General features: G+C 70.7%; 22 protein-coding genes. 10 read left to right on the top strand and 12 right to left on the bottom strand.

Annotation, left to right across the window (positions count from 1 at the left end; translation table 11 throughout):
- Window positions 1-55 precede the first annotated feature (55 nt).
- Window positions 56-2,122 carry a sialidase family protein gene (locus CLV49_RS07015; protein ID WP_106562900.1) on the bottom strand — a complete coding sequence of 689 codons (2,067 nt, stop codon included), beginning with the start codon at window positions 2,120-2,122 and terminating at the stop codon, window positions 56-58.
- 89 nt (window positions 2,123-2,211) lie between these two features.
- Complete coding sequence (locus tag CLV49_RS07010; RefSeq protein ID WP_106564940.1) at window positions 2,212-3,222, bottom strand: LacI family DNA-binding transcriptional regulator; 1,011 nt, start codon at window positions 3,220-3,222, stop codon at window positions 2,212-2,214.
- Between the two features lie 179 nt (window positions 3,223-3,401).
- On the opposite strand from CLV49_RS07010, the gene CLV49_RS07005 reads away from it, so the two are divergent.
- From CLV49_RS07005 to CLV49_RS06990, 4 genes are all read left to right on the top strand, one after another.
- A complete protein-coding gene (locus tag CLV49_RS07005; RefSeq protein ID WP_243696655.1) occupies window positions 3,402-4,796 on the top strand; it encodes an ABC transporter substrate-binding protein in 1,395 nt (464 codons plus the stop codon).
- Window positions 4,797-4,884: 88 nt separating this feature from the next.
- Window positions 4,885-5,763, top strand: a complete 879-nt coding sequence (locus tag CLV49_RS07000; protein ID WP_106562898.1) for a carbohydrate ABC transporter permease — start codon at window positions 4,885-4,887, stop codon at window positions 5,761-5,763.
- 4 nt (window positions 5,764-5,767) lie between these two features.
- Window positions 5,768-6,700, top strand: coding sequence for a carbohydrate ABC transporter permease (locus CLV49_RS06995; RefSeq protein ID WP_106562897.1), 933 nt, complete (start codon window positions 5,768-5,770; stop codon window positions 6,698-6,700).
- Between the two features lie 2 nt (window positions 6,701-6,702).
- Window positions 6,703-8,859: a glycoside hydrolase family 2 protein gene (locus CLV49_RS06990; RefSeq protein ID WP_106562896.1), complete on the top strand. Its 2,157-nt coding sequence runs from the start codon at window positions 6,703-6,705 to the stop codon at window positions 8,857-8,859.
- A gap of 128 nt (window positions 8,860-8,987) precedes the next feature.
- Here CLV49_RS06990 and CLV49_RS06985 read toward each other — a convergent pair whose 3' ends face one another.
- Both CLV49_RS06985 and CLV49_RS06980 read right to left on the bottom strand, forming a co-directional pair.
- Window positions 8,988-9,629 (bottom strand): hypothetical protein, encoded by a 642-nt coding sequence (locus tag CLV49_RS06985; protein WP_127054428.1) that lies wholly within the window; start codon window positions 9,627-9,629, stop codon window positions 8,988-8,990.
- Window positions 9,630-9,699: 70 nt separating this feature from the next.
- Complete coding sequence (locus CLV49_RS06980; RefSeq protein ID WP_106562894.1) at window positions 9,700-10,152, bottom strand: hypothetical protein; 453 nt, start codon at window positions 10,150-10,152, stop codon at window positions 9,700-9,702.
- Between the two features lie 420 nt (window positions 10,153-10,572).
- On the opposite strand from CLV49_RS06980, the gene CLV49_RS06975 reads away from it, so the two are divergent.
- The gene (locus CLV49_RS06975) at window positions 10,573-11,751 is read left to right on the top strand and encodes an RtcB family protein (protein ID WP_106562893.1); all 1,179 of its coding nucleotides are present in this window, start codon (window positions 10,573-10,575) and stop codon (window positions 11,749-11,751) included.
- Between the two features lie 108 nt (window positions 11,752-11,859).
- Here the strand turns inward: CLV49_RS06975 and CLV49_RS06970 are convergent, their stop codons facing one another.
- The 5 genes from CLV49_RS06970 to CLV49_RS06950 form a co-directional block, all read right to left on the bottom strand.
- Window positions 11,860-12,678, bottom strand: coding sequence for a hypothetical protein (locus CLV49_RS06970; protein ID WP_106562892.1), 819 nt, complete (start codon window positions 12,676-12,678; stop codon window positions 11,860-11,862).
- 89 nt (window positions 12,679-12,767) lie between these two features.
- Window positions 12,768-13,568, bottom strand: coding sequence for a glycosyltransferase family 2 protein (locus CLV49_RS06965; RefSeq protein WP_106562891.1), 801 nt, complete (start codon window positions 13,566-13,568; stop codon window positions 12,768-12,770).
- Entirely contained in the window at window positions 13,565-14,617 is a 1,053-nt protein-coding gene (locus CLV49_RS06960) for a glycosyltransferase (protein ID WP_106562890.1), read from the bottom strand. The genes CLV49_RS06965 and CLV49_RS06960 overlap by 4 nt, the downstream gene beginning before the upstream one ends.
- Window positions 14,614-15,741 carry a glycosyltransferase gene (locus tag CLV49_RS06955; protein WP_106562889.1) on the bottom strand — a complete coding sequence of 376 codons (1,128 nt, stop codon included), beginning with the start codon at window positions 15,739-15,741 and terminating at the stop codon, window positions 14,614-14,616. The genes CLV49_RS06960 and CLV49_RS06955 overlap by 4 nt, the downstream gene beginning before the upstream one ends.
- Window positions 15,738-16,820: a glycosyltransferase gene (locus tag CLV49_RS06950; protein ID WP_106562888.1), complete on the bottom strand. Its 1,083-nt coding sequence runs from the start codon at window positions 16,818-16,820 to the stop codon at window positions 15,738-15,740. The genes CLV49_RS06955 and CLV49_RS06950 overlap by 4 nt, the downstream gene beginning before the upstream one ends.
- Window positions 16,821-16,943: 123 nt before the next feature.
- Between CLV49_RS06950 and CLV49_RS06945 the strand changes: the two genes are divergently transcribed.
- The 3 genes from CLV49_RS06945 to CLV49_RS06935 are packed head-to-tail and all read left to right on the top strand — an operon-like array spanning window position 16,944 to window position 20,124.
- The gene (locus CLV49_RS06945) at window positions 16,944-17,849 is read left to right on the top strand and encodes a WcbI family polysaccharide biosynthesis putative acetyltransferase (RefSeq protein ID WP_243696656.1); all 906 of its coding nucleotides are present in this window, start codon (window positions 16,944-16,946) and stop codon (window positions 17,847-17,849) included.
- On the top strand, window positions 17,846-18,841 hold the full coding sequence (locus CLV49_RS06940; protein WP_106562887.1) for a glycosyltransferase family protein: 996 nt from the start codon (window positions 17,846-17,848) through the stop codon (window positions 18,839-18,841). Before CLV49_RS06945 ends, CLV49_RS06940 begins: the two co-directional genes overlap by 4 nt.
- Window positions 18,838-20,124: a glycosyltransferase family 2 protein gene (locus CLV49_RS06935; protein WP_106562886.1), complete on the top strand. Its 1,287-nt coding sequence runs from the start codon at window positions 18,838-18,840 to the stop codon at window positions 20,122-20,124. Before CLV49_RS06940 ends, CLV49_RS06935 begins: the two co-directional genes overlap by 4 nt.
- Before the next feature lie 17 nt (window positions 20,125-20,141).
- On the opposite strand, the gene CLV49_RS06930 is transcribed toward CLV49_RS06935, so the two are convergent.
- On the bottom strand, window positions 20,142-20,483 hold the full coding sequence (locus tag CLV49_RS06930; RefSeq protein ID WP_106562885.1) for an ArsR/SmtB family transcription factor: 342 nt from the start codon (window positions 20,481-20,483) through the stop codon (window positions 20,142-20,144).
- A gap of 16 nt (window positions 20,484-20,499) precedes the next feature.
- Here CLV49_RS06930 and CLV49_RS06925 point away from each other — a divergent pair, with 16 nt between their 5' ends.
- Window positions 20,500-20,982 carry an SRPBCC domain-containing protein gene (locus CLV49_RS06925; protein ID WP_106562884.1) on the top strand — a complete coding sequence of 161 codons (483 nt, stop codon included), beginning with the start codon at window positions 20,500-20,502 and terminating at the stop codon, window positions 20,980-20,982.
- A gap of 43 nt (window positions 20,983-21,025) precedes the next feature.
- On the opposite strand, the gene CLV49_RS06920 is transcribed toward CLV49_RS06925, so the two are convergent.
- Together CLV49_RS06920 and CLV49_RS06915 are read right to left on the bottom strand one after the other, a co-directional pair.
- Window positions 21,026-21,673 (bottom strand): hypothetical protein, encoded by a 648-nt coding sequence (locus tag CLV49_RS06920; RefSeq protein WP_106562883.1) that lies wholly within the window; start codon window positions 21,671-21,673, stop codon window positions 21,026-21,028.
- Between the two features lie 43 nt (window positions 21,674-21,716).
- A complete protein-coding gene (locus CLV49_RS06915) occupies window positions 21,717-22,364 on the bottom strand; it encodes a J domain-containing protein (protein WP_106562882.1) in 648 nt (215 codons plus the stop codon).
- Between the two features lie 123 nt (window positions 22,365-22,487).
- Between CLV49_RS06915 and CLV49_RS06910 the strand changes: the two genes are divergently transcribed.
- Complete coding sequence (locus CLV49_RS06910) at window positions 22,488-24,194, top strand: endo-1,4-beta-xylanase (RefSeq protein WP_243696657.1); 1,707 nt, start codon at window positions 22,488-22,490, stop codon at window positions 24,192-24,194.
- Window positions 24,195-24,205: the final 11 nt, after the last annotated feature.

The raw sequence follows: 24,205 nt of genomic DNA, 5'->3' as shown, positions 1-24,205 counted from the left end.
GGCCCGCCCTCTCCTCGGAGAAGGCGGGCCGCCGTTCGTTCGCGGTGGAGTGTGATCAGGCCGGGACCTTCCACTGCTGCGGCCAGAGGCCGTTGCAGTCGTAGAGCGACAGGTCGGTTCCGGGGGTCAGGTTGCCGGCCGGGAGGTCGAGGCACCGCCCTGACTGCGGATTGCGGATCGAGCCGTTCGACTGCGGGATCCACTGCTGACCGGCCGAGCCGTCACAGGTCCACAGCTCGATCTTCGTCCCGTTCGCCGTGCCCGTGCCGGTACCGTCGAGGTCCATGCACTTGCCGAAGGCGCGGAGGGTGCCGTCGGCTGTGCGCGACCACTGCTGGCCGGGCACGCCCGAGCACGTCCACACCTGGATCGCCCTGCCGTTCACCCCGGTGTTGGTGTCCACGTCGACGCAGAGCGTGTTCGTGCCGGGACCCGTGATCGGACCGGTCGGCTGACCGGGGAGGGCCCACACCTGCGACGACAGGCCGTTGCAGTCGTAGATCTGCAGGTCGGTGCCGTCGGCGGTGTTGCCCTGCGGGAGATCGAGGCAGCGCCCCGACTGCGGGTTCAGGAGGCTGCCGTTCGCCTGCGGTCGCCACTGCTGTGCTCCCGCGTTCGGGAGGCAGTCCCACAACTGCACGGGGCTGAAGTTGGCCGTGCCGTTGCTCGTGATGTCGAGGCATTTGCCGAACGCGCGGATCGTGCCGTCGGCCGACACCGACCAGCGCTGGCCCGTCGCGATTCCGCATGTGTACAGCTGGACGGCTCGTCCGCTCACCGCGGTGTTCGTGTCGACGTCGACGCATTTCCCTCCGGGACCCGTGATCTGGCCGGTCGGCCCGGGCAGCGATCCGATGCCGACCCTCAGCTCGCACTGGTTGTTCTGGCCGAGCCACGTGGCTGCGAAGTAGACGAAGCTCGTGCCGTCCTCACGGGGGATCGCGGGTGTCGAGTAGCCGGGGCACGACGGCACACCGGTGCCGTAGCCGCCCGTGGGGTTCACCGTGACGGGTGCCTCGAGTTCGGTCCACGCTCCGACGCCGAGGTTCGTGTTGGCGAAGAGCACCGATCCGGATTCGGCGAGCACGGTCTTATTGCCCGTCGGCCCTGACACGACTCGTTGGCCGGAGAGCAGTACGGTCCCGTTCGGGCCGCCGCCCGGTATCCACGAGACGTACGGCGTGTGGAGGAGCTCACGGGAATCTGACGTCTGCACGAGGGTGCCGGCAGTGCCGAGCGTGCCCCAGTTCAGTCCGTCCGAGCTGAATTTGATGTACACCTCGCACGCGTGGTCGGCGTTCGTCGCGTCCCGGCACATCTCGTACGACATCACGAACTGTCCGTTGGGGAGCTCGGCGAACGTCTGCATACCGGGGCGGGCGAGGTTGTCGCTCGGGAACGCCACGTCCTGCACGAGCGTGCTACTCCAGCTCGCCCCGCCGTTGGTCGAGGTGTAGTGCCCGATCACCTGGTTGTTCGTGGAGCTGTTCGCGGGACGCTCGTCGGAGATGAAACACGCGAGGGTGCCGTCGTCCGCCACGAGGAAGGTGGGCTCCCAGATGCCGTGGCCCCAGCCGTTCGGCTGGCCGGAGGTCTGCGTGCAGTTCGAGAGGTACTGCCACGTCTGTCCCTTGTTGGTGCTCTTGAACACCTCGACCTTCTGGGCGGTGTAGTTCCCCACGCTCCACGCGGTTCCCGCCGCCAGGATGTCGCCCTGGTTCAGGCCCGGAATGGTGCGCGGCACCTCGAAGAGCGTCGGCGCCTCGATGTCCCATCCGGCGGTGTTCGAGGAGATCGAGGAGATCTGGCTCCAGCTCGTGCCGCCATTCGTGCTGCGGTAGATCGGCATCGTCGTCGGCCCGTTGTGGCCGCCCTTCGCGAAGGTCGCGAGCATGGTCTGGGCGCTCGAGCCGTCGTGATCGAGGCGGATCGCGCGGGGGTAGCCGGCCGTGCCGTTGGGGAACGAGGCGAGGTTCGGCGAGTAGAGCACCTGTCCGGCCTGAGCGGCGGACGCCGGTGCGGCGCCCGTGGGAACGAGGGCCACGAGCAGGCCGCCGACGAGGGCGGCGAGCAGGACGATGAGCAGATGCGGGTGCGGTCGAGAGCGGGCGATGGACGTCATGAGGGGTTCCCTCCGGTCGAGGACGCGCCAACGCAGGACACACTCTGCCACGGCATTTGCCATCGTTGCAAGAGGCGCGTGCAGCGCGGTCAGCCGCCGGAGCTCTCCCGGACGTGCAGCGTGTGGGGGGCCACGATCTGCTCGGGCTCCACGTCGGGGTCGTCGATTCGGGCAGCGATCCGTGCGACGGCCTGCTCCGAGATGAACGCCGTATCGAGCGAGACGGAGCTGAGCGAGGGACGCGAGTAGCGCCCCTCCTCGATGTCGTCGATGCCGATGATCGCGACGTCGTCCGGCACCGAGAGACCCGCGTCGAACACGGCACGCATCGCGCCCATCGCGAGCAGGTCGGAGAAGCAGAAGATGGCGTCGGGTCGCGGATCCAGCCGCAGCAGTTCCGTCGCGGCGGTGTAGCCGTCGGCCCGGCTGTAGTGCGCCGCGGCTCGCGCGTAGTCCGGGTCCACCTCGAGCCCGGCCTCCCGCAACGCCTGCTCGTATCCTGCGGTGCGCTGCTGGGGCGTGGCGTACGGCTCGAGCGGCTGGGCGCCGATCGCGGCGATGCGGGTGTGCCCGCGGGCGAGGAGATGCGCGACGGCGTCGTGCGCTGCCTGCACGTTGTCGATCGCCACGTGGTCGAAGCGGCCGTCGAACTGGTGCTCCCCGAGGAGCACGAGGGGGATGCGAGTCGTCGAGTCCATCTCGAGCAGCTCGGCCTGCGTGACGAGGGGACTGAAGAGGATGCCGTCGAAGAGCATCGTGCGGTCGTCGCCGGTCAGGAGTTCGCGCTCGCGCTCGTGGTCGTGCCCCGTCTGGTCGATCATGACGCGGTAGTCGAGCTCCGCGGCCGCGGTGATGACGTCGCGGGCGAGCGCGCTGAAGTATGGCACGTCGATCTCGGGCACGATGAGCGCGAGCATGCCCGTGCGCCCCGTCCGCAGGGTGCGGGCGGCGGGATTCGGCCGGTAGTCGAGCTCGTCGATCGCGGCGAGGACTCGCTGGCGCATCCTCTCGCTCACGTGCGTGTAGCCGGAGACGACGTTCGACACGGTGCGCACGGAGACGTCCGCGCGGGCGGCGACGTCTCGCAGTGTTGCCGGCATCCCCACCTCCTCGATCGGACGATCCCTGGCCGTCAGCATGGCCGGATCGATGTCGCCCAGCATAACGTTTGCAACGATTGCAAACAGCCGCTATGGTTTTGCCTACGTTGGCAAACGTCGATCCGTCGCCCGAGATGATCGCGGCAGCAGACGAAACCCATGTCACAAAGGAGTGTCAGTTGCACCAGCTCACGCCCACCGGCGCCTCCCGCCGGCGCCCCACCCGCCGTCGCGGCCTCGCCGTCCTGAGCGGCGCCGCGATCGTGGCCCTCGGCCTCACCGCCTGCGGGCCCGACATCACCGCCGGCACCGACGGCGGCGACGCCTCCGCGAACCGCCTCCAGGCGCCCACCGAGGACTCGCCCTCGGGAGAGATCACAATCTGGGACCGCTCGGGAGACCTCTACGAGGTGTTCGACGACGCCATCGACGACTTCAACGAGGTCTACCCCGACATCACCGTGAACCACGAGGCCGTCGACATCGACGCGAAGCTCCAGAACACGCTCATCACGGGCACCGACGTGCCCGACGGCGTCTTCCTCGACGACGCGAAGATCGCCGGGTTCGCCGACTACATGTGGGACCTCAGCGACGTGCTCGACCCGTACGTCGACGACATCGCCCAGCAGAAGATCGACGTCAACTCCACGGGCGGCGGCATCTACGGCGTTCCCTACGACTCGAACCCCGGCCTGCTCTACTACAACGCGACCGCGCTCGAGGCTCAGGGCATCGACGCCACCCAGATCGAGACGTACGACGACCTCCTCGAGGCCTCGCGCGCCTACCAGGAAGCCGTGCCCTCCGCGAAGCCGATCCACCTCGAGCAGTCGCCGTTCCTCGCCCAGCTGCAGCTCGAGATGTACGCGAGCCAGCTCGGCACGAGCCTCGCCGACGCCGACGGGAACCTGCGCATCGACTCGCCCGAGTACGAGCAGATCCTCGGGTTCCTCGACACCGTGCAGCAGGAGGGGCTCGGCACGCGCGCCGAGTACCTCGGCCCGACGGACATCGCCGAGATGGAGAACGGCAACCAGGTCTTCTACCCCTGGGCGATCTGGTTCGACTTCGCCCCGCAGCAGCTCCTCCCCGAGACCTCGGGTGACTGGCGCGCCATGGAGCTCCCCGCGTGGGAGGAGGGCGGCGCGCGCAGCGGTGCGATGGGCGGCTCGTCCTTCGCGATCCCGAAGGACGGCGAGAACGCGGAACTCGCGTGGCTCTTCTACGAGTTCCTGATGTTCGACGAGGCCGGCTACACCGCGGTGTGGGGTCCGACCGACACCTACCCGACGGGCCTCAACACGTCGATCCCGAGCTACCAGCCGGCGGCCGATCCCGATGCGCCGCTCTTCGAGCCGGTCGACGGGCTCGGCGGCCAGGATCTCTGGTCCGTCGCCACCCAGGCATCCACCGAGATCCCCGCGGCGGCGCCGACGCCCTCGTGGTGGGCGGGAGCCGTCGACTACCTGGGCTCCGACATCCAGCGGATGCTCGACGGCGAGCTGACCCCGGCCGAGGTCATCGAGAAGTCCTCCGCCGACATCCAGTCGAACCTCATCGACCGGCAGTGACCGACGGGGGCCGGCGCCGCGCGCGCCGGCCCCACCCCGGCCACCCCCACACCCATCGCATGGCACCGCACTCGAGAAGGGAGACGACATGACCACGATCACCGGCGCACGCACGCGTCGCCGTCTCGCGCCGTACCTGTTCGTCGCACCGTTCGTGGCGGTGTTCATCGCCTTCAGCATCTACCCGCTGATCTTCACGGCCCGGCTGAGCTTCACGAACTGGCGCGGCTCCGGCGCCGCCGAATGGGTGGGATGGGACAACTACCTGTACCTGCTCGGCAACGAGGGGTTCTGGAGCTCGATCGCCAACTCGGCCGTGCTGTGGCTCCTGATCATTCCCGCCCAACTCGTGATCGCGCTCATCGCCGCCGTGCTGCTCGACAATGCGAAGCTCAAGCTGCGCAGCCTCTACCGGGTGGCCTTCGTCGTGCCGTTCGTGACGCCGCTCGTGGCGATCGCGCAGGTGTGGGTCGTGGTCTTCGACCAGAACTACGGGGCGGTGAACGGGCTCCTCGGCCTCGTCGGCCTGCCCGACGTGGGCTGGCTCACGACGAGCGAGTGGGCAAAGCCCACCCTTGCGCTGCTGTTCGTGTGGAAGACCACGGGCTTCATCGTGCTCATCCTGCTCTCCGGTCTCCAGTCGATCGATTCGAGCGTCTACGAGGCGGCGGACCTCGACGGCGCCGGGCGGCTGCGGCAGCTGTGGAGCATCACCGTTCCGCTCCTCCGGCGCACGATCATGTTCGCCGTCGTGCTGCAGACGCTCGCGGTGTTCCAGATGTTCGCGGAGCCGTTCGTCGTGACGCAGGGAGGCCCGTACGGCTCGACGACCACGGCCGGCTACTACCTCTACAACCACATCACCCGCGCCGATCTCGGAACGGGGGCGGCGAACTCGTTCCTGCTCGTGATCCTCGTGATGGCGTTGTCGCTCGGGTTCGTGCGACTCCTGAGGGCGAAGGACTGACGACATGACCGCCTCGACTCTCACCGTCCCCGGCACGAGCGGCCCGGAGACCCCGGATGCGCCGCCGCTGACGGAGGCCGCTCGTCGTCCCCGACGGACGCGCCCCGCGATCGTGTCGCACGTGTTCCTCGCCCTCCTGCTCGTCGGGTTCCTCGCCCCCGTGGTGTGGGCGCTCCTCTCGGCGTTCAAGCCCGCGAACGACATCATCACGTCGCCGCTCGGCTTCGATCCCACCCGGTTCACCCTCGACAACTACATCGCGATGTTCCAGGACGTGCCGATCGCGTCGGGCTTCGCGAACACCGCCGTCGTGCTCGTGTTCAAGGGGGCGATCACTCTTTTCTTCGCCCCACTCGCGGCCTACGCGTTCGCGAAGTACGACTTCATCGGGAAGAACCTGATCTTCGGGGCCGTGCTCGTGACGCTCATGCTGCCGACGATCGTGCTCATCATTCCGCTGCTGCTCGAGATGAAGCAGCTCGGCTGGGTGAACACGTACCAGGCGCTCATCCTCCCCGGCTCCGTCGACGCGTTCGCGATCTTCTGGATGCGGCAGGTCATCGCCGCGGTGCCGGACGAACTGCTCGACGCCGCGCGCGTCGACGGCTGCGGTGAGTTCGGCATCTTCTGGCGCGTCGTCCTGCCGGTGATCCGCCCCGGACTCGCCGGGCTGGCTGTGCTCACCATCATGAACATCTACAACGACTTCGTGTGGCCGGTGGTCGTCGCGAGCTCTGACCGGATGGCCACCCTGCAGGTCGTGCTCTCGACGCTCGCCCAGAACATCACGGGCAATCGCATCGGCGCCGACTACGCGACGGTCACCGGCGAGCTGCTCGCCGCGAGCTCGATCGCACTCATCCCGCTGCTCGTGCTCTTCATCGCACTGCAGCGCCATTTCATCAACGGAATCCTCGCTGGAAGCGTGAAGGGCTGACCATGACACTGACGACCGACCCGACGACGACGGCAGCTGACGCCGTCACCGCCGCCCCGACCGCGGCCGTTCCCGCCGCCACCGTCCCGAAGCCGGAGTACCCGCGACCCGACCTCGACCGGTCCGCGCGCTGGATCACGCTCAACGGCGAATGGGACTTCACGAGCGTCGACGGAGCGTCGACGATCCTCGTCCCCTTCGCGTGGGAGACGCCCGCCTCGGGCGTCGGGCGCACCTGGCTCGAGTCGGCGACGTACTCTCGCACGACCGAGGTACCGACGGAGTGGACGGGCTCGCGCGTCGTCCTGTCGTTCGGTGCGGTCTGGCACCGGGCCGTCGTCCGCATCGACGGAGAGACGGTGGGGGAGCACGTCGGCGGCTACACGTCATTCGAGTTCGACATCACGGACCACGTCAGCCCTGGAACGTCGGCGCGGCTCGAGGTGGAGGTCGACGCCCCGGCCGACAAGCGCTCGATCGTGCACGGCAAGCAGCGCTCCATCCCGCGCGACGACTACGACGGCGTCTCCTTCACTCCCACCTCCGGCATCTGGCAGAGCGTGTGGCTCGAGGCGCGTGGCCGGACGTACGCCGGCACCGTCGAGCTGCGCGGCGACTCGCGGACGGGCATCGACGTCGCGGTCGCCTTCGCGGGTGACGATCCCACGGGCGCCCGTGCGGTCGCGACGATCGTCGGCGGGAGCGAGCAGGGCGAGAGTGTCGAGCTCGTCGCGGGCGCCGACGGTCGTGCCGTCGCGCGGCTGGACATCGCGGCCCCGCGGCTCTGGTCGCCGGAGGACCCGCACCTCTACCGGGTGGAGATCGTCACCGGCGAGGGAGACTCGGCCGACCGGGTGACCGCCACGACGGGACTCCGCACGATCGAGGTGCGCGGGGAGCAGCTGTTCCTCAACGACGAACGCCTCTACATCCGTGGCGTCCTCGACCAGGGGTACTGGCCCGAGACGGGGCTGACGGCGCCCGACGACGAGGCGCTCCTCGCCGACCTGCACCTCGCGCGGGACCTCGGCTTCACCCTCGTGCGCAAACACCTCAAGTTCGAGGAGCCCCGCTGGCTGCACTTCGCGGACGAACTGGGCATGCTCGTGTGGGCGGAGCCCGCGTGCCCCAGTCGGTTCAGCCCCGAGGCGGCCGCGGCCTTCGAGGAGCAGATCGCGCCGATGGTGGAGCGCGACGGCAACCACCCGTCCATCGTCGTCTGGGGCCTCTACAACGAGGAGTGGGGCCTCGACTGGGACATCCCGGGCAGCTCGGAGCGCGCGGACGCGGCCGTCGCAGCCTACGACGCGCTCGCCGCGATCGACCGCTCGCGACCCATCGTGGAGAACTCGGGCTGGGCGCACGTGCGCACCGACCTCGTCGACTGGCACTACTACGAGCCGGACCCGGCCACGTGGGCGCGGAACGTCGCGGAGCTGGCAAGCGGTGAACGGCACGACTTCCCGGTGAAGCTCGGGCCGGACTTCGTCGTGGACAAGAGCCTCTACGGGTCGGCGGAGCACCCGCGCGAGGGTGTCCCGATCCTCAACAGCGAGTACGGCGAGGGCTTCACGAGCCTCGAGCGCGCGTGGCACGTGCGCTGGCAGACGCAGGAACTGCGCCGGCACGACCGCTTCGCCGGCTACGTGTACACCGAGCTCGCCGACGTCGAGCACGAGAGCGCCGGCCTCGTCGACACGTTCCGTCGGGCGAAGGACTGGGGCGGCCTCGACCCGGCGGACGCGAACGCGGACACCGTCCTCATCGTCGACCTCGTGCCCGCGAGCGCCGGGGCGGACATCCCCGTACCGGAGGAGGACCTGACGATCGCGCTGCGCGTGTCCCACCACGGGCGGTCCGCCGTGAGCGGTCGCGTGCGCGGGGTCTGGGTGCCGGCCGGTCAGTCGTTCCTCGCGGCCGGCGCCTCCGGCGCCGGAGCAGCAGCTGGGGATCCGGATGTCGCCGACTCGGACACGATCCCCGTAGAGCCGTTCGTCGTGAGTGCGCCCGTCTCGATCACCGTCGCGCCGCCCGCGGGTCCCGCGCGCCTGCTGCTGTCGTTCGTGCTCGACGACGGCACCGTCGCTGCCCGCACGTTCGTCGACGCGGCCCCGATCGAGGAGCCGAACCGTCGCGGAGCCCGACCCGCGACCCCCTGAGCCGTGGCGCGCGTCACCTTGCCAACGCGGCGCGCGCCACACCCTTCCTCGCTGAGCTGTCGTATCCGGACGGCCGGGACGTCGCTTCACCGTCCATCGGTGACAACCCGGTGCGCGGTGGGTGATGCTCAGCGCCGCAGGTAGACGGGGGCGGACCCGTAGTCGCGGATGGCGGCGCCACGCGCTTCCGCCCACCAGGAGCGGCGGCGTGCGTAGCGCCAGAAGCCGAACGCCGCGAGGCCGGCACCGATGACCATGAGTCCGAGTGCGGGCAGCAGCTCGTCCGGCTCGAGGGTGCTGCCGTACGCGACGGTGAGTCCCACGGTCACGAGTCCGAGTCCGAGCCCGCTCACGAGGAAGACGGCGCCGAGGATCCCCACCACGAGATCGATCCGCGGGTTGCGCATCGCCCAGAGGAAGTAGACCATCTGCCCCGACGATCCGGACGCTCCCGGGTCGGCCCGACCGAGCCCTTCGGCGATGCGGTGCAGTCGCAGGTGGTCGCGGGCCTCCGCCAGTTCCGCGGGGGAGAAGCCCTGGAGCACGATCCAGCCGGACCCGCTCGAGTGCCCGCCGAAGCGGTACGCGTCGAGCCGCTCCGTCTCGATCGGGGCGTATTCGCGGGTGTAGTAGACGACGAGATTCGCGTAGCGCTGGAAATCGTTGAGTCGGACGCGTTCGAGAGGCATCGTGTGCTCGGACCGCACGGGAGCGCCGCTCGCATCCGATTCGAGGATGAAGCGGATGACGGCTGGCGGTTTCTTTGGCACGGACCCCATCCTGGCCGAACGCCCCGGGCCTCGGTGCCCCACGACCGTGGGACACCGGTGCCCCCGCGGCTCACTCGGCCGGCGACGCCGCCTTCTCGTCGGGGTGGTTCGGGGTCCAGCCGTACCAGCCGTCGTCGGTCGGAACGACCGCCCAGTCGCCGCAGGCGTAGACGGTGTCGATCTTGTACACGTTCGGCGCGCCCTCGATCGCGAACGTGGGGGCGGACTGCCGGTCGACCTCGGCGCACTGCGACAGGTCGAGCTCGGCGTCGCTCGCCGCGAGGAGGGTGGCGGGGTCGCCCTTCGTCGACTCGTGGACGGAGATGTCGGTGGCGTCGGCGGGGAGCCACGGGGCGCTCTTGTCCCAGTCCGCCGCGACGGCCGCTGCATCGGCGAAGGTGCCGGTCGACTCGTTCTGCAGCATCTGCTGGATCGACGTGCAGCCGGTGAGGGAGAGGGACACCGCGGCAGCGGCGGCGAGTGCGAGGGCGGCGGTGACGCCGCGGGTGCGTGTGCTGTTCATGAATCGATCGTCGCCCGCGGGGTACCCGGACCGCGTCCGCCCGCGGTCGTCGCGGCGTCGTCCTCCCGGATGATCCGCAATTGACGAGGAACGACCTCACCCACTAACGTCACAAGGCTGCGCACTCGCGCGGCGAAGGCAACCGAGAGGAACGATCACGATGAGCGAGCTCTGCACACCGCAGCGCCAGCAGCGTGACCTGACGTTCGTGGAGCAGCTTCCCGTGAAGCCGCTCTACGAGCGCTACGAGTCGTTCCCTGCGGTCGAGACCGTCTAGACGCACCCGCGTCCACACGCCCCGAACCGAAGAGGTCCGGGGCTTTTTTCTTCGCCGTGAGGCGGGGCAGGCACCGGACCGGATGCCTCCCCAGCCGGGTGATCAGCCGATCGCCCGGCGACGACACGAAGGAAAGAAAGGACATGGAGAGAATCTCCTCGCGGCTGCTGTCGTGGGCGAGCCTGATCGACGACAAGACGATCGAGCAGGCGCGCACCTCATCGCAGATGCCGTTCATCCACCCGCACCTCGCGCTCATGCCGGACGCCCACCTGGGCCTCGGCGCGACCGTCGGGTCGGTCATCCCCACGCTCGGCGCCATCATGCCGGCGGCCGTCGGCGTGGACATCGGCTGCGGCATGATCGCCGTGCGCACGCAGTTCACGAAAGCCGACCTGCTGGCACGCCGGGACGGCGACCTCTCGGAGCTGCGGCAGCAGATCGAGCGGTCCATCCCCCTCTCGGCGGGACGCGACAACAAGAGCATCGCGGCGACGGCCGAGCCGCGCATCGCGGAGCTCGAGGCGCTCGCCGAGGCGGCCGAGTTCGACCCGGCGTCCTACGTCGGGTCGTGGCGGAACCAGCTCGGCTCGCTCGGGAGCGGCAACCACTTCATCGAGATCTCCGTCGACGAGACGGACGCGGTGTGGATGTTCCTGCACTCGGGCAGCCGGGGCGTCGGCAACAAGATCGCGCAGCACCACATCAAGGTCGCCCAGCGGATCGCGAAGCAGATGTGGATCGAGTTGCCGCACCCGGACCTCGCGTACCTCGCGGAGGGCCAGCCGGAGTTCACCCGCTACATCCGTGAGCTGCGGTGGGCGCAGCGGTTCGCTCTGCTCAACCGTGAGGAGATGATGGACCGCGTCGCCGACCAGCTGGGTCGGTGGATGGGCATCGATGTGGAGGAGTCGGAGCGGATCAACTGCCACCACAACTTCACGGAGAGCGAGCGGCACTTCGGCAAGCAGGTGTGGGTGTCGCGGAAGGGCGCCATCCAGGCGGACGCCGGCCGGCCGGGGCTCATTCCCGGGTCGATGGGCACCGCCTCCTACGTGGTGGAGGGACTCGGCAACCCCCTGTCCCTCAACTCGTCGCCGCATGGCGCCGGTCGGGAGTACTCGCGGAGGGCCGCGCGGAACACCTTCACGCGGGAGCAGCTGCGGGAGGCGATGCAGGGCATCGAGTTCCGCGACACGGACGCCTTCATCGACGAGATCCCGCAGGCGTACAAGCCGATCGACCGGGTGATGGAGGACGCCTCCGACCTCGTGCGAGTGCGGCACACGCTGCGCCAGCTCGTGAACGTGAAGGGCGACTGACGCGAACGAGGAGGTGCCGGGCGAGACACTCGCCCGGCACCTCATCGCTCGCTGGCCCTGTCGACGGCGGCGACCACCTCGAGGACGGCCGGCGGCCGCGGAGACGCGCTACCCGCCGAACTCTCCCATGAGGATGAGCGGCGACTGGTTCCTGCTGCACGCTTCGGAGACCGCGCCGATCACGATGTACGCATCCTCCGTGAGCACCTCACCGACCGTGCGGTCGGGGTCGCTCGCCAGGTCTCGCAGGCTCGCGACGTCCTCGGCGATGGTGGGACTCCCGTCCTCGGCGAGCGTCGTGAGGTCGGCGACGGCCCCGTCGACGCGCTGCGTCCACTTGTCCTCTTCGAAGGCGTCGTAGAGCGTGTAACCCTGGTCGGCGTTCATGAGGGCGCTGTACGCGTCGGCGAACGATCCGCAATCGGTGGTGAGTCGATCGTCGTAGACGAAGGCGGCGGTCGAGAAGGTGGGCGTCGCGGCCCAGTCGATTCCGTCGGGGACCCACACGGTCAGCCGGGGGGCTGTGAGGGCGTCGGTGGGCCAGGTGAGTTCCGAGGTTCCGTCGCAGTCCCCCTGCAGGGTCACCTCCTCGGTCGTCGTCGCCGAGTGCCTGAGTTGGACCGCATACCGGCCGCCCCCTCCGCACTCGAACGCGATGACGACCGTCTTCATACCAGACGGGAGGGCGAAGTCCACGCCGGTGACATCGGTGGGGCCGGTGCCGGACAGGGTCTCCCCGGCCAACGTCGTGGTGCTGGGCTCGGGCGTCGCGGTCGAATCGGGGGTCGAATCGGGCGTCGAGTCGGGAGCCGCTGCGGTCGCACCCGCGGTGCATCCGCTGAGTGCGAGGCCTGTGATCACGGCGAAGGTCGCGAGGAGGATCGGAGCGGAGCGGGTGGTCTGTCGTCGGCGTGCGAGCAGTTTCATCGGTCTCCCTCATCGTGTTCTGAGATGTCTATCAGTCACGTGAGCGCGGGGTCCAGATGCGTTGTACCCCCGGATCGGGGAGGGGAACGTCAGGCCGTGCGGCGCCAGTCGCCGTCGGCGAACTCGACGGCGCCCTCGGCGGCGAACGCCTCGATCCAGCGGAGCATCGGCCAGCGGCCCCAGCGCTCGAAGGCGATCCGGCCGTTGCGGAGGATATCGTCGAGGTGCTGCCACGGCGGCTTCGACGTGGGGTGGTACTGGTGGAGCGCGTGGGCGCCGCCCACCCAGTGCAGGCGCGCGCCGGCGTCGCGGGCGGTCCATCCGAAGTCGGTGTCCTCGCCGCCGTAGCCCTCGAAGCGTTCGTGGAATCCGCCGATCGCCGCCCACGTCTCCGGCGTGCAGGCGAAGGAGAGCGACCAGAAGAGGTCCCAGTCGGCAGCCGTCGCCGGCTGAACGACGCCGTCGGCCGGCGCGGGGCGGGCGGGGTGCGGGTCGAGGTGGGCGTCGGCCTCCGCAGGGGAGGTCGGGATGACGCCCTCCGGCAGATAGGTGACGGGCCCGCACAGCAGCTCCCGGCGACCGGTCGACGCGCCTTCGTACGCGGCGAGCAGGCCGGGGTGCGGCAGGCAGTCGACGTCGAGGAACACGAGCAGGTCGGCTCCGCGCGCGATCGCCTCGGCGGCCCCGCGGTTCCGGCCGGCGGCCAGCCGCAGTCCGCCGTCCCCAGGCGGGACGTGCAAAGCGTCGCCGCCGAACGCCTCGTCCGGTTCCGCATCGAGCTGCACGACCACGCGGATCGCGTCCGGTGCGACGGTACGGATCCACTCCTCCTGTCGGCGCAGGTGATCGAGGCGCGCCCGCGAGGCGAGCGTGACGATGGCGGTCGTCACGCGACGACCGGGATCGTCGTGGAGGAGGCCGCGGCCGGGACGAGGTCGAGGATGAGTCGCGCGGCCGTCGCAGCCCCGCGGTCGACACCCCACTCCGCCCAGCGCGTCGGACGGCTCCGCACGCGATCGAGGGCCTCGGCGAGCGCGTCGGGGTCGGGCCACTCGTCGAGGGAGACGGCGAAACCCTCCCGGTCGAGCACGCGCGCCGTCGTGACCTGTTCCTCGAACGGCCGTTCCTGCGCAACGACGATCGCCGGTCTGCCCGCGGCCGCGATGTCGCCGACGCTGTTCTGACCGCCGGCCGAGATCACGACCTCCGCGCGGCAGATGGCCTCCCACGGGTCGTCGACGAACGTACCCGGCAGATAGCCGGCGCTCCGCCACCGGACGTCCGGGAAGCGTTCCGAGAGTGACGCCCACACCGCCTCGCGCTCGCCGACCGGCCCGATCCCGCCGAGCAGCAGGACGGTGCCCGGCTCGACGGCCGGCCGCTCCCGTCCCACCGAGCGCGAGATGCCGCCGACGGTGTGCAGATGCTCGGCGCCCGCACCGAACACGCTCGTGTCGTGGGTGCCCGGAGGCCATGGCGCGATGATCCGATCGGCGATCGCGAACGCGAGCTCGTGGGGCACGTCCACGCGCGCACCCGGCTGCGTGAACAGGGCGAGTGGAAGTCCGAGGAGACGCACGAACACGGCCACCTCGACGGACACGTCCACGACGAACGCGTCCAGCTCGTCGGCGCGGGCGGCGATGAGGCCGAGTCGGCGTCGGTGCCCGCGGTGGTCGATCGGCGCCCAATGCAGCCGCCCGCGCACCGTCGCCTCGGCGTCTGGATCGTAGGGGTCGAGGACGCGACCGTCGCGCTCCTCCACCTCGTTGTCGAGCGGAAGCGCCACCCACTCGGTGCCGACAGGCAACTCCGCGGGCGCCTCCATGCTGCTGAACACGACGACATCCGCGTCGAGGTGAGGCCGCACCGCGAGGAACCGCGAGACGTGACCGCGGCCGTGGTGGTGAACGTACCAGCCGATCCGCGGGCGGGTCATGCCGGGAGGTCCTGCCGGACGGCCGGTGCGTGACGCTCGACGGTCTCGCGCATGAGGTCCTCGAGTTCGAACGCATGGCGGCGGAAGGAGAACCGTCGTGCGGCGTCGGCCCGCGCGGCCCGTCGCATCGCCGGGGAGGACGTGCGCACAAGCGAGGCGACGCCGGCGGCGAGAGCGTCGACGTCGTCCGACGCTACGAGCCGCACGGCCGGGTTGATCCCGGCCACCTCGGGCACGCCGCCGCGCCGGAACGCCGCGACGGGTGTGCCGGTGGCGAGCGCTTCTGCCACGACGAGCCCGAACGGCTCGTCCCACACGGGCGTCACGAGGGCGGCCGCGCTCTGACCGACGAGCCGCGCGAGCTCCCGCGCGCGCCGCTCCCCGGCGTACACGATGCCGTCACCGAGCATCGGGGCGATGACATCGTCGAAGTAGTCGGCGTCGCCGTTCCGGCCCACGAGGGTGAGGCCCATTCCGAGCCGACGGGCCGCAGCGATCGCGAGATGCGGCGCCTTCTCGGGCACCACGCGACCGAACCACACGAGCGACGGTCCGCCGGGGCCCAGCCGCCACGTGGCCGTGTCCACCATGTTGTGCTGCACCGTGATGTCGCGCACGCCCACGTCCTGCCAGTGACGCGCGGTGTACTCGCTCACCGCGATGAGGCGGGACGAGCTCGTCGCGATGCCGGAGAGGAGCGACGGCAGGGGCGGCGTGTGCAGGGTGGTCATCATCGGCACGCCGAGCTCGTGCGCCCGCCGGACCGGCAGGGGATGGAGGCTGTGGTTGTCCACGACGTCGATCTGGCTCGCGTGCACGGCGATCCAGTCCATCGCCCGGTCGAGCGCGCGTTCCGCCTGGCGCAGGTAGCCGGGCGGATAGGTGGAATCGGACGCGTCGCGGTCCGCTCCCCAGCGCACGGCCGGCAGGGTCAGCGCCTCGGTCGCCGGGGCGGGGTGGGAACCCTCGACGCCGCACACGAGGACGCGGTGCCCGCGGCTCCGCAGCAGGCGGATGCGGTTGAAGACGGCGGCCTCGAGGCCGCCGGCGTGCGGCTCGCCGAGGGGGTGGCGGAGAGGGGCGATGACCACGATGGTGAGCGGTGCGCCGGTCGTGTGCGTCATCGGAGCACCCCCCGGTAGATGCCCTCGTGTTCGCGGGCGATCACGATGCGTTCGGCCCGTCGGGCGTCGCGGCGTTCGGACACGACCGCGGCACGGGCGGTGGAACCGGCGGGGGTCGCGAGTGCCAGGGCCGCGCCGAGCGCGGACGCGAGGCTCCCGCTGTCGGCCGCGTCGAACACGACCGAGTCTGTCGGGTGCTGCTCGGCGATGTAGCCGACGGGCGGCGTCACGATCGGCACACCGAGGTCCCAGCACAGCTCGGCCCAGCCCGAGTGCGTGCCGAATCGGTAGGGCAGCACGGCGACCTCGGCCGCCAGGAGCGACGCGGCGAGCTCCGCGTCGTCGTAGCGCGGGTGGCGGCGCAGACTCAGCAGCGGGGACGCGTCGACGATCGACGCGATCGCGGTGAGCTGCTCCTCGTCACGCACGTTCTCGTTGACGTCCACGATCACGCGGAGAGGAGTCGAGACGCCCTTGACCGCGTCGGCGAGCGCACGGACCGTACCGATCCCGTCGATGTTCGGACGCAGGTCCCGCAGGTGTACGACGGCCGTCGGCGTGCCGTCGCCCGCCACGAGCGGCGTCGGCGCGAGCTCGTCGGCCGCGACCCGAGGGTGCCCGATCACACGGGCCGTGCGACCCCAGCGCCGCTCGATCTCGGCGCTCGCGCCCGCGGTCAGGGTGATGAGGGCATCGGCGGCGGGCACGACCAGGTCGAGGTGCTCCCGGTGGACCGACTGATCGGTCAGCTGCGGGTTCTCGAGGTCGTGCACCGTGTAGACGAAGGGGGTGTCAGTGGCGCGCAACGCGTCGATGGCTGCGGAGAGCTCCGCGGTCGTGGACGACTCCATCCCGAAGTGCACGTGCAGCACGTCGACCTCGTCGGAGTGACCCTGGATCCAGTCGGCGGTGAGCATCGCGGGCGGCCACCAGCGGTCGGTCGCGCCGTCGCGGGCCGGCGGATCCGGGAGGATCTCGACGCTCGCGGTTCCCGGCTCGATCAGACTGCGGACGTACGGGTGTCCCCCGGGCACCGCGGCCACCCGGATGGGGCGATCGGGGCGCAGGCGTGCGGGCATTCAGATTCCTTCGGATCCGTCGAGATCCTTCGAGGCCGGGGAAGCCGTGATGGCGGGATGGGAACCCGTGCTGCACCGGGACGGGCGCCGCTCTGCGAACATATACCGACGGCAGGAGATACCGTGATCGAGGAACCGACCCTTCCCACAGGCAGGCAGAGGCACTACTCTTCGTTCTTCGGCGCGCCCGTTCCGGACGGTCTCGCGGTGGTCGTCGGGAACTGCCAGGCGGAGTCGCTGCGCATCGTGATCGACGGGCCCGACCTCCCCACGGTCCGCATTCCGCCGGTGCACGAGCTCGAACCGGACGACCTCCCGCGGCTCGATCGTCTGCTCGCGTCGGCCTCGCTCGTCATCACGCAGCCGATTCGCGACGACTACCGGGGTCTCCCGGTCGGAACGCGCCAGCTCGCGGCCCGCCTCCCCGCTGAAGCGCGGCTCGTCGTCGTGCCCGCCGTGCGGCACCGTTCGCTCCACCCGGCCCAGGTGGTCGTGCGTCACCCGGACAAGCCCATCGAGGACCCGCCGCTCGTCGCGTACCACGACCTCCGAACCATCGCCGAAGCGCTCGGTCACGCCCGCCCGCGGCTCACGGCGGCCGTCGTCGCCGCGATCGCTCAGGAGTCGACCGGTGAGCTGCGGATGCGGGAAGAACGCAACGGTGCCGTGCCGATCTCCGACGTGTTCGACGCCCCGCGGTTCCCGCTCCTGCGCACGATCAACCACCCCGGCAACCCGGTGTGGTCCGAGCTCGCCCGCCGCGTCCGCGACCGGGCGGGGCTCGGCGACGCCGTGACCGACCCGGGCCGTGAGCTCCTGTCGTCCGTCGTCGCGCCCCGGGAGGGCGTCGTCATCGAGGCGTGGGGGCTCGACGCGGAACCCGACCCGCACTGGTACGTCGACGGCCGGCCCGTACACGATGACGAGGTGCGCGCGGCGCAGCTGCGGTGGTACAGCGACAATCCCGACCTCCTGAGGCTCGCCGCTGACAGGCACTCCTCAGCGCTCGCCGTGGTGATGTCCGCGTGACCGACACGGACGTCCCCGCGCTCCTGCTGCACGACGACGACCGGCACGGCGTCGCCCGTTTCGCGCGCGAGGTGGCCACCGAGGTCGCGACGGTGCTCGGCCGAGACGCCTCCGTGTCCGAGTCGGTGTGGGCCGCGGGCGGCGAGACGTCCGACCGGGTCCATGCGCAGTTCACGGATCGACTCTGGGCGCGCTCGCCGGAGGACGCCGCCGAGCGTTTCGTCGCCCTCGCGGACGAGCGCCGCGTGAGCGTCACCCTCCACGACGTGCCGCAGCCCTCCGACGGGCACGCCTTCGAGCGCCGGACCGCCGCCTACGCGCGGGTCGTCGGCGCGGCGGAGCTCGTCGTCGTCAACAGTCGCCACGAACTCGCGCTCCTCGAGGAGGTCGGACTGCGTCCGCGATCGGTCGCGGTCATCCCACTCCCCGTTCCCGTGTCCATCCGCTCGCGGGTCGACGATCGCGCGCTCGACCCGGCGGTCGCGGTGCTCGGGTGGATCTACCCGGGCAAGGGGCACCTCGAGGCCATCGAGGCCGCGGCCACGGCGGGGACGGGGCTCGCGATGCGCGCGCTCGGCGCGCCGTCGCCCGGGCACGACGCCGACGTGGAGGCGCTCGTCGCGCGCGGGCGGGAGCTCGGGGTGGAGGTCGCGGTGTCCGGTTTCCTCTCCGACGACGAGCTCACCGCGGCGGCCGCGCGCGTGGCCGTTCCCGTGGTCGCGCACCAGCACTTCTCCGCGTCCGGCTCGATCAACTCGTGGGTGTCGGCCGGCCGCCGGCCGCTCGTTCTGCGCACCCGCTACACGGAGGAGATGGACGCGCTGCGTCCGGGCACGCTCACCCTCGTGGACCCTGATGCGCTCGCCGCGGCGGTCGCGCGCGCCCACGCGGAGCCCGGCTCCACGTTCCTCGACGCCGGCACCAGTACGCGCCCGCACCCCGCCGACACCGCGCGCGCCTATCTCGACGCCTGGCGGGAGGCGGAGCGATGAGCGGCCGGCGGCACATGATCCTCGGCAACGACTGGAGTGCCCTCGACGGGGTGTGGCCGAGCGAACGACCGCGCGTCTCGGTGGTCGTCGCGCACTACGAGCAGCCAGACGACCTCCGCCGCACCCTGCTGGCGTTGCGCGCGCAGACGTATCCCCGCGATCTCGTGGAGATCGTCGTCGTGGACGACGGCTCCGCCGACGCTCCCGACGTCCCGGAGGACGTGGTGCTCGTGCGACAGGCCGACGAGGGCTTCCGTCTCGCCGCCGCCCGGAACCGCGGGGCCGAGGCCGCGACGGGCGATGTGCTGTGCTTCCTCGACGCGGACTGCGCTCCCGAGCCCCGGTACCTCGAGGAGCTGACGCGACTCCCCGCCCTGGCCCCCGACGCCGTCACCGTGGGCCGCCGCCGCCACGCGGACCTCTCGGCTCTGCCCGACGATGCGGCCCTCGATCGCCTGCCGGCGCATGTCCTCTTCGAGGACCCGTCCTGGCTCGCGAACGCCTACGAGCGTTCGGGCGGTCTGCTGCGCGCCGACGCCCGGTCGTACCGCTATCTGATCGGGGCGGTGTTGTGCTGCACCGCGGAGTTCTTCCGCGAGACCGGCGGCTTCGACGAGAGCTTCACCGAGTACGGCGGCGAGGACTGGGACTGGGCCTGGCGCTGCTGGACCCGCGGCGCGGTGCTCGCGCACGTGCCGACCGCCGTGGCGTGGCACAACGGACCCGACGCGGGTGGGCGCGACCGCGACCCCGCCGAGGTGAACCGCGAGACCCGGCGCATGGAGCGGTACATCCCGATCGGCGGCTCCCGACCGCACGCGCTCGTCACGGCCGCGAGCGACGTCGCCGTCACGATCGCCGCGCCGATGACCGCGACGCAAGCGCTCATCACGATCGACAGCATCCTGCGCCACCTGCCGACGGCCCGCGTCCACCTCGGCGACATCGCTCCGCTCGACGGCGTCGACGACCCACGGGTGCGCGCGGGACTCGCGCCCGCCGACGTCCCCTACCGGGTCGACGTCCTCGCGCCCGTCCGCGTCGATACCGGCGCTCCACTGCGTGCCTTCCTCGAGGATGTCGGCACGGGCGCCGACGGGGCTGTGCACATCGCCGACGACGACGGCGATCTCCTCGTGCTCACGAGCTCGCGCGTACTCACCCGCCGCGCCCGCTGGGGCGATGACGTGTTCACCGATCGGACGCACCGGGCGGCGGGCCTCGCGCGCCGGCTGGGCTCCCCGGAGCCGAGCCTCGCCGCCTACTACGGCGACTGGGACTGACGGATCGCTCTCTTCGCCTACCGCTCGTTCGGTGTGGCCTGACGATCGAGCTCGTCGAGCAGCTCGACGGCCGCGCGCGCGTAGTCGCCGATCCAGCGGTCGTGGAGCCGCTTGATCGGAAGGGGAGCGAGGGCCAGGTGACGTTCGCGCCCGATGCGGCGGCCGGTCACGAGTTCCGCGCGCTCGAGCACGCGCAGGTGCTGCAGAACGGTCGTGCGGTCGAGGTGCGGCAACGCCTCGCAGAGGTCGCCGGTCGTGCGAGGGGACGCCTTGAGTACGTCGAGCATGTGCCGTCGGGTCGCCGAGGCGAGGGCCTTGAACACGAGATCGTCGACGTCATTGACCTCGCGTTCCTTCATGTTGTAAAAATATCACATGAATGAGAACGAAGAGACCACGCTCACCGAGCTGTCGTTCACCGTGTCGGGTCGCGTCGCACGACCGATCGAAGAGGTCTACGACGCCGTCGCCGATCCCGCGCAGCTGTCCCGCTACTTCACGACGGGAGGCGCGACAGGACGGCTCGTCGCCGGCGCGACGGTCACGTGGGACTTTCATGATCACCCCGGAGGCTTCCCTGTCGAGGTCATGGAGGCGGACGCCCCTCGGAGGATCGTCGTGCGGTGGGGCGCCGACGATGCGGCCGACGACTCCGATCACACCACCACGACGTTCGAGTTCGAGCCGGTCGACGACGGCGCGCGCACCCTCGTGACGATCACCGAGTCGGCGTGGCGGGCGACGCCGTCGGGCGCGAAGAGCGCCTTCGGGAACTGCGAGGGATGGACGAGCATGCTCAACGCCCTCAAGGCGTGGCTGGAACACGGCGTCGTGCTGCGTGAGGGCTTCTACGTCTGACGCCTTGCGCCTCTTGTGAGCGGGCGGACCGCCGCCGTCCGGCTCAGGCCGTGGGCTGGCCCGCGTCGTACGCCCGGCGAGCGCGGCGACGGGAGCTCCACCAGATCGCACCGCCGATCGTGAGGCCGAGGCCGGGGATGCCGAGCAGCAGCACGGCGAAGACACCGCCGATCGAGCCGAACACCCCGCCGACGAAGGGCAGGGTGTCGCCGTCCTCGACGACGAGAACCGAGGTCGGCTGATCATCCGTCGCCGCCGGCACGGTGATCGTGTACGCGCCGTCGTCCGTCGTCTCGAATGCGGCGAAGGACGCGGCCGTGGCCTGGCCCCCGGACACCCGGGTGCTCACGGCGGGGGCACGGTCGGCGACGGAGGTCGTGCCGTCGGGCGCGATGAGTGCGACATCGCCGGTCAGCGCACCCGACGACTCGTCCGTCGGACGCACGAGGAGGAGCGAGTAGGACGTGTCGCCGTCGAGCTCGACCGACGCGCTCTCGCCCGCGTCGATCGACGCGATGACGTCGTCGCCCGGGGTGCCGTCCTGGTTCAGGAAACCCGTGGGAAGCAGGGAGGCGAACAGGGAGACGGTAGCGATGGCGATGGCGACGGAGGCGACGAGGAGGACCACGCCGATCCAGGTCAGCCAGGCGGGGCCCTTCACGGACGGACGGCGGATCGGGGCGGAAGTCATCTCGCAACCCTATCGAGCGGCCCCGAACCGGCCACGGCGGGTCTCAGCGGACGAGACCGGCAGCGCGGCGGCGCCGGCGAACGAAACCGGCCGCGTTGATCGCGGCGATCGCCGGCATCGTGAAGAACAGGCCGAGGAGGCCGCCGATCGTCGTGATCGCCACGTTGATCACGAGAGTCGCGATCACGAGGAGGACCAACACGACGAGGAAGCCGCGCCGGCCCGTCGTCGCGAACGCGACGGCCGAGGCGATGAGGAGCACCCACCGCGCGATCGGCTCGGCGATCGTCCACGGATAGGGCACGTCGTAGATGGAGAGGAAGGCGGCGATCACGAGCAGGCCCGTCCCCACCGCGATGAGCGCAGGGCTCGGGGCGAGCGGCACGACGACCCACGGGGGGAACTCGGCTGACGGGTTCGCGCCGTCGCCGGGCCGGTCGCTCTCGTCGAAGACGATGTAGCCGTCGGGTGCCCCGGCTGAGGCCTCCTGGCGCGCGCGGTACCCCTCACGGGTGCGGTCGCGGCTGAGGAGCACGTTGCGGGCCTCGACGGCTTCGCGGAACGCGTCGGCGCTGCCACCCTCCACATCGGGGTGGGTGCGCCGGGCGCGCGCGGCGAACGCGCCGGTCACCACATGGGGTTCGGCCTCGACGTCGACGCCGAGCACCTCCGCTGCGCGTTCCGGGCTCACCTGCTCAGGCTACGTCCGTCCGAACGAGTGTTGCTACCGTCAGTCCATGGGTCAGCTCCCGAGATGCGCGCTCGCGTGGTCCGTCCACGATGACGATCGGCCGGGCTTCCGCGGGGACGCCCCGTGAGGGCAGCGCCGACCGCTCGTCGGCGACGCTTCGTGGGCGCGGCGACCGTCGGCGTCCTCCTGGCCCTGATGGGCTGCAGCTCGACGGACCCGCAACCGGAGCGGGTCACCGTCATCGACCTGCTGAAGCAGGAGTGGCGGCACGTGCCGGGCATCGTCCCGGACGGTGACGGCCTGCGGGTGACGACGACGGCGCGAAGCATCGTCGAGCAGGACGGTGGAGGAGGACAGCCCGACCCGCCGGTCAACATCGCGGGGACGCACCTCGCCGCCGCGGAGGACTTCACCCTCAGTGCGACGTTCACGGACGTGACAGCCGACGCCACTCTGGCCGTCTACGACAGCCCACCGGTGATCGCCGACGAGTTCCGCATCGAACCGGCGGGTGTCCGGCTCACGCTCCGCGGTGACGACCTCCGGATCGCCGTCTTCGACGGCTCTCCCCAGCAGGACGTGACCGACCCGCAGCCGGTGCAGGACGAGCACGTCCGTGTCCCGGATCCCGAGGCGGAGTTCTCGGTGGCCCGTTCCGGGGACCGGCTCGAGGTCGAGAGCGACGGCGAGACGTTGTCCTCCCTTCCCCTCGGGGATGTCTTCGTCTCGGGCGAACTCTGGCTCGGGCTGTCGAGCGATGAGGGGTCCTTCACGGTCCCCTCGTTCACCGCTGCTGCGCCGGCCGGCGCTTCCCTCTCCACCGCAGCTCCGGTCGCGACCGACCTCGAACGGCTCCCGGACGGCCTGCAGGCTCTCGCCGCGGGCTCTCGCCCGGACTTCCTGATCGGTGCGGCGGTGGCGCTCGGTCCCCTCGCCTCGGACGCGGACTACGCGAGCAGCTTCGTGAACAACTTCGGTGCACTCACCCCGGAGAACGCGATGAAGCCGCAGGCCCTCTCGCCGCGACAGGGTGAGTACCTCTTCGATGAGGCCGACGCCCTCCTCGACCTCGCGGAGGAGAAGGGCATCGCGGTGCACGGCCACACCATCGCCTTCAGCGAGGCGATGCCCCGCTGGATGCGGGAACTCCCCGCCGACTCCGAGGAGGAGCGCGCGGCCAGCGCCGAGATCCTGCTCGACTACGTGACCACCGTCGTCACACACTTCCGGGGTCGGCTCGATTCGCTCGACGTTGTCAACGAGCCGTTCGATGTCGACCAGGGGACCGATCTGCAGGAGAACGTCTGGTTCCGTGTCTTCGGGCCGACGTACCCGGTCGTCGTCTCACAGGCCGTCTCCGCCGCGGACCCGGACGTCCGCCAGTTCATCAACGAGAACGGGGCCGACGTGCCGGGTCCCCGACAGGACGCCTTGCTCCAGCTCGCTCTCGACACGAACGAGCAGGGCGGGCACATCGACGGCGTGGGGCTCCAGGCGCACATCTACGACCTCGACACCGATGCCGTCTCGGCCGATGATCTCTCCGCCACGTTCGACCGCTTCGAAGACGCCGGGCTGCTCGTTCGAATCTCCGAGAACGACGTCACGGACGATCAGGGTGAGGAGGCCCAAGCGGAGCAGTACGCCACCGTCTTCGAGACCTGCCTCCGCTCGGCGGCCTGCGTCTCGTACACCACGTGGGGTGTCGACGATCGGTACGACTGGTGGATCGACGACGACCGCGGCCTGCACGAGGGCCACGACCTCCTCTTCGACGACGGGGAGCCGACGCCCGCGTTCGACGTGGTTCGAGCGGTGCTCGCGGGCTGAGTGCCCCTGGC

The sequence above is a fragment of the Labedella gwakjiensis genome, from assembly GCF_003014675.1.
GTDB classification, from domain to species: domain Bacteria; phylum Actinomycetota; class Actinomycetes; order Actinomycetales; family Microbacteriaceae; genus Labedella; species Labedella gwakjiensis.
Note: the sequence above shows the minus strand (reverse complement) of the source record. Positions and strands in the feature narration are given on the sequence as shown.

Bases quoted from the DNA above. Each gene is read 5' to 3' on its own strand.
- CLV49_RS07015 (WP_106562900.1), bottom strand. From the start codon at position 2,122: ATGACGTCCATCGCCCGCTCTCGACCGCACCCGCATCTGCTCATCGTC.
- CLV49_RS06975 (WP_106562893.1), top strand. From the start codon at position 10,573: ATGGAGAGAATCTCCTCGCGGCTGCTGTCGTGGGCGAGCCTGATCGAC.
- CLV49_RS06955 (WP_106562889.1), bottom strand. From the start codon at position 15,741: ATGACGCACACGACCGGCGCACCGCTCACCATCGTGGTCATCGCCCCT.
- CLV49_RS06980 (WP_106562894.1), bottom strand. From the start codon at position 10,152: ATGAACAGCACACGCACCCGCGGCGTCACCGCCGCCCTCGCACTCGCC.
- CLV49_RS07000 (WP_106562898.1), top strand. From the start codon at position 4,885: ATGACCACGATCACCGGCGCACGCACGCGTCGCCGTCTCGCGCCGTAC.
- CLV49_RS06920 (WP_106562883.1), bottom strand. From the start codon at position 21,673: ATGACTTCCGCCCCGATCCGCCGTCCGTCCGTGAAGGGCCCCGCCTGG.
- CLV49_RS06925 (WP_106562884.1), top strand. From the start codon at position 20,500: ATGAATGAGAACGAAGAGACCACGCTCACCGAGCTGTCGTTCACCGTG.
- CLV49_RS06935 (WP_106562886.1), top strand. From the start codon at position 18,838: ATGAGCGGCCGGCGGCACATGATCCTCGGCAACGACTGGAGTGCCCTC.
- CLV49_RS06960 (WP_106562890.1), bottom strand. From the start codon at position 14,617: ATGACCCGCCCGCGGATCGGCTGGTACGTTCACCACCACGGCCGCGGT.
- CLV49_RS06950 (WP_106562888.1), bottom strand. From the start codon at position 16,820: ATGCCCGCACGCCTGCGCCCCGATCGCCCCATCCGGGTGGCCGCGGTG.
- CLV49_RS06930 (WP_106562885.1), bottom strand. From the start codon at position 20,483: ATGAAGGAACGCGAGGTCAATGACGTCGACGATCTCGTGTTCAAGGCC.
- CLV49_RS06970 (WP_106562892.1), bottom strand. From the start codon at position 12,678: ATGAAACTGCTCGCACGCCGACGACAGACCACCCGCTCCGCTCCGATC.
- CLV49_RS07010 (WP_106564940.1), bottom strand. From the start codon at position 3,222: ATGCCGGCAACACTGCGAGACGTCGCCGCCCGCGCGGACGTCTCCGTG.
- CLV49_RS06990 (WP_106562896.1), top strand. From the start codon at position 6,703: ATGACACTGACGACCGACCCGACGACGACGGCAGCTGACGCCGTCACC.
- CLV49_RS06995 (WP_106562897.1), top strand. From the start codon at position 5,768: ATGACCGCCTCGACTCTCACCGTCCCCGGCACGAGCGGCCCGGAGACC.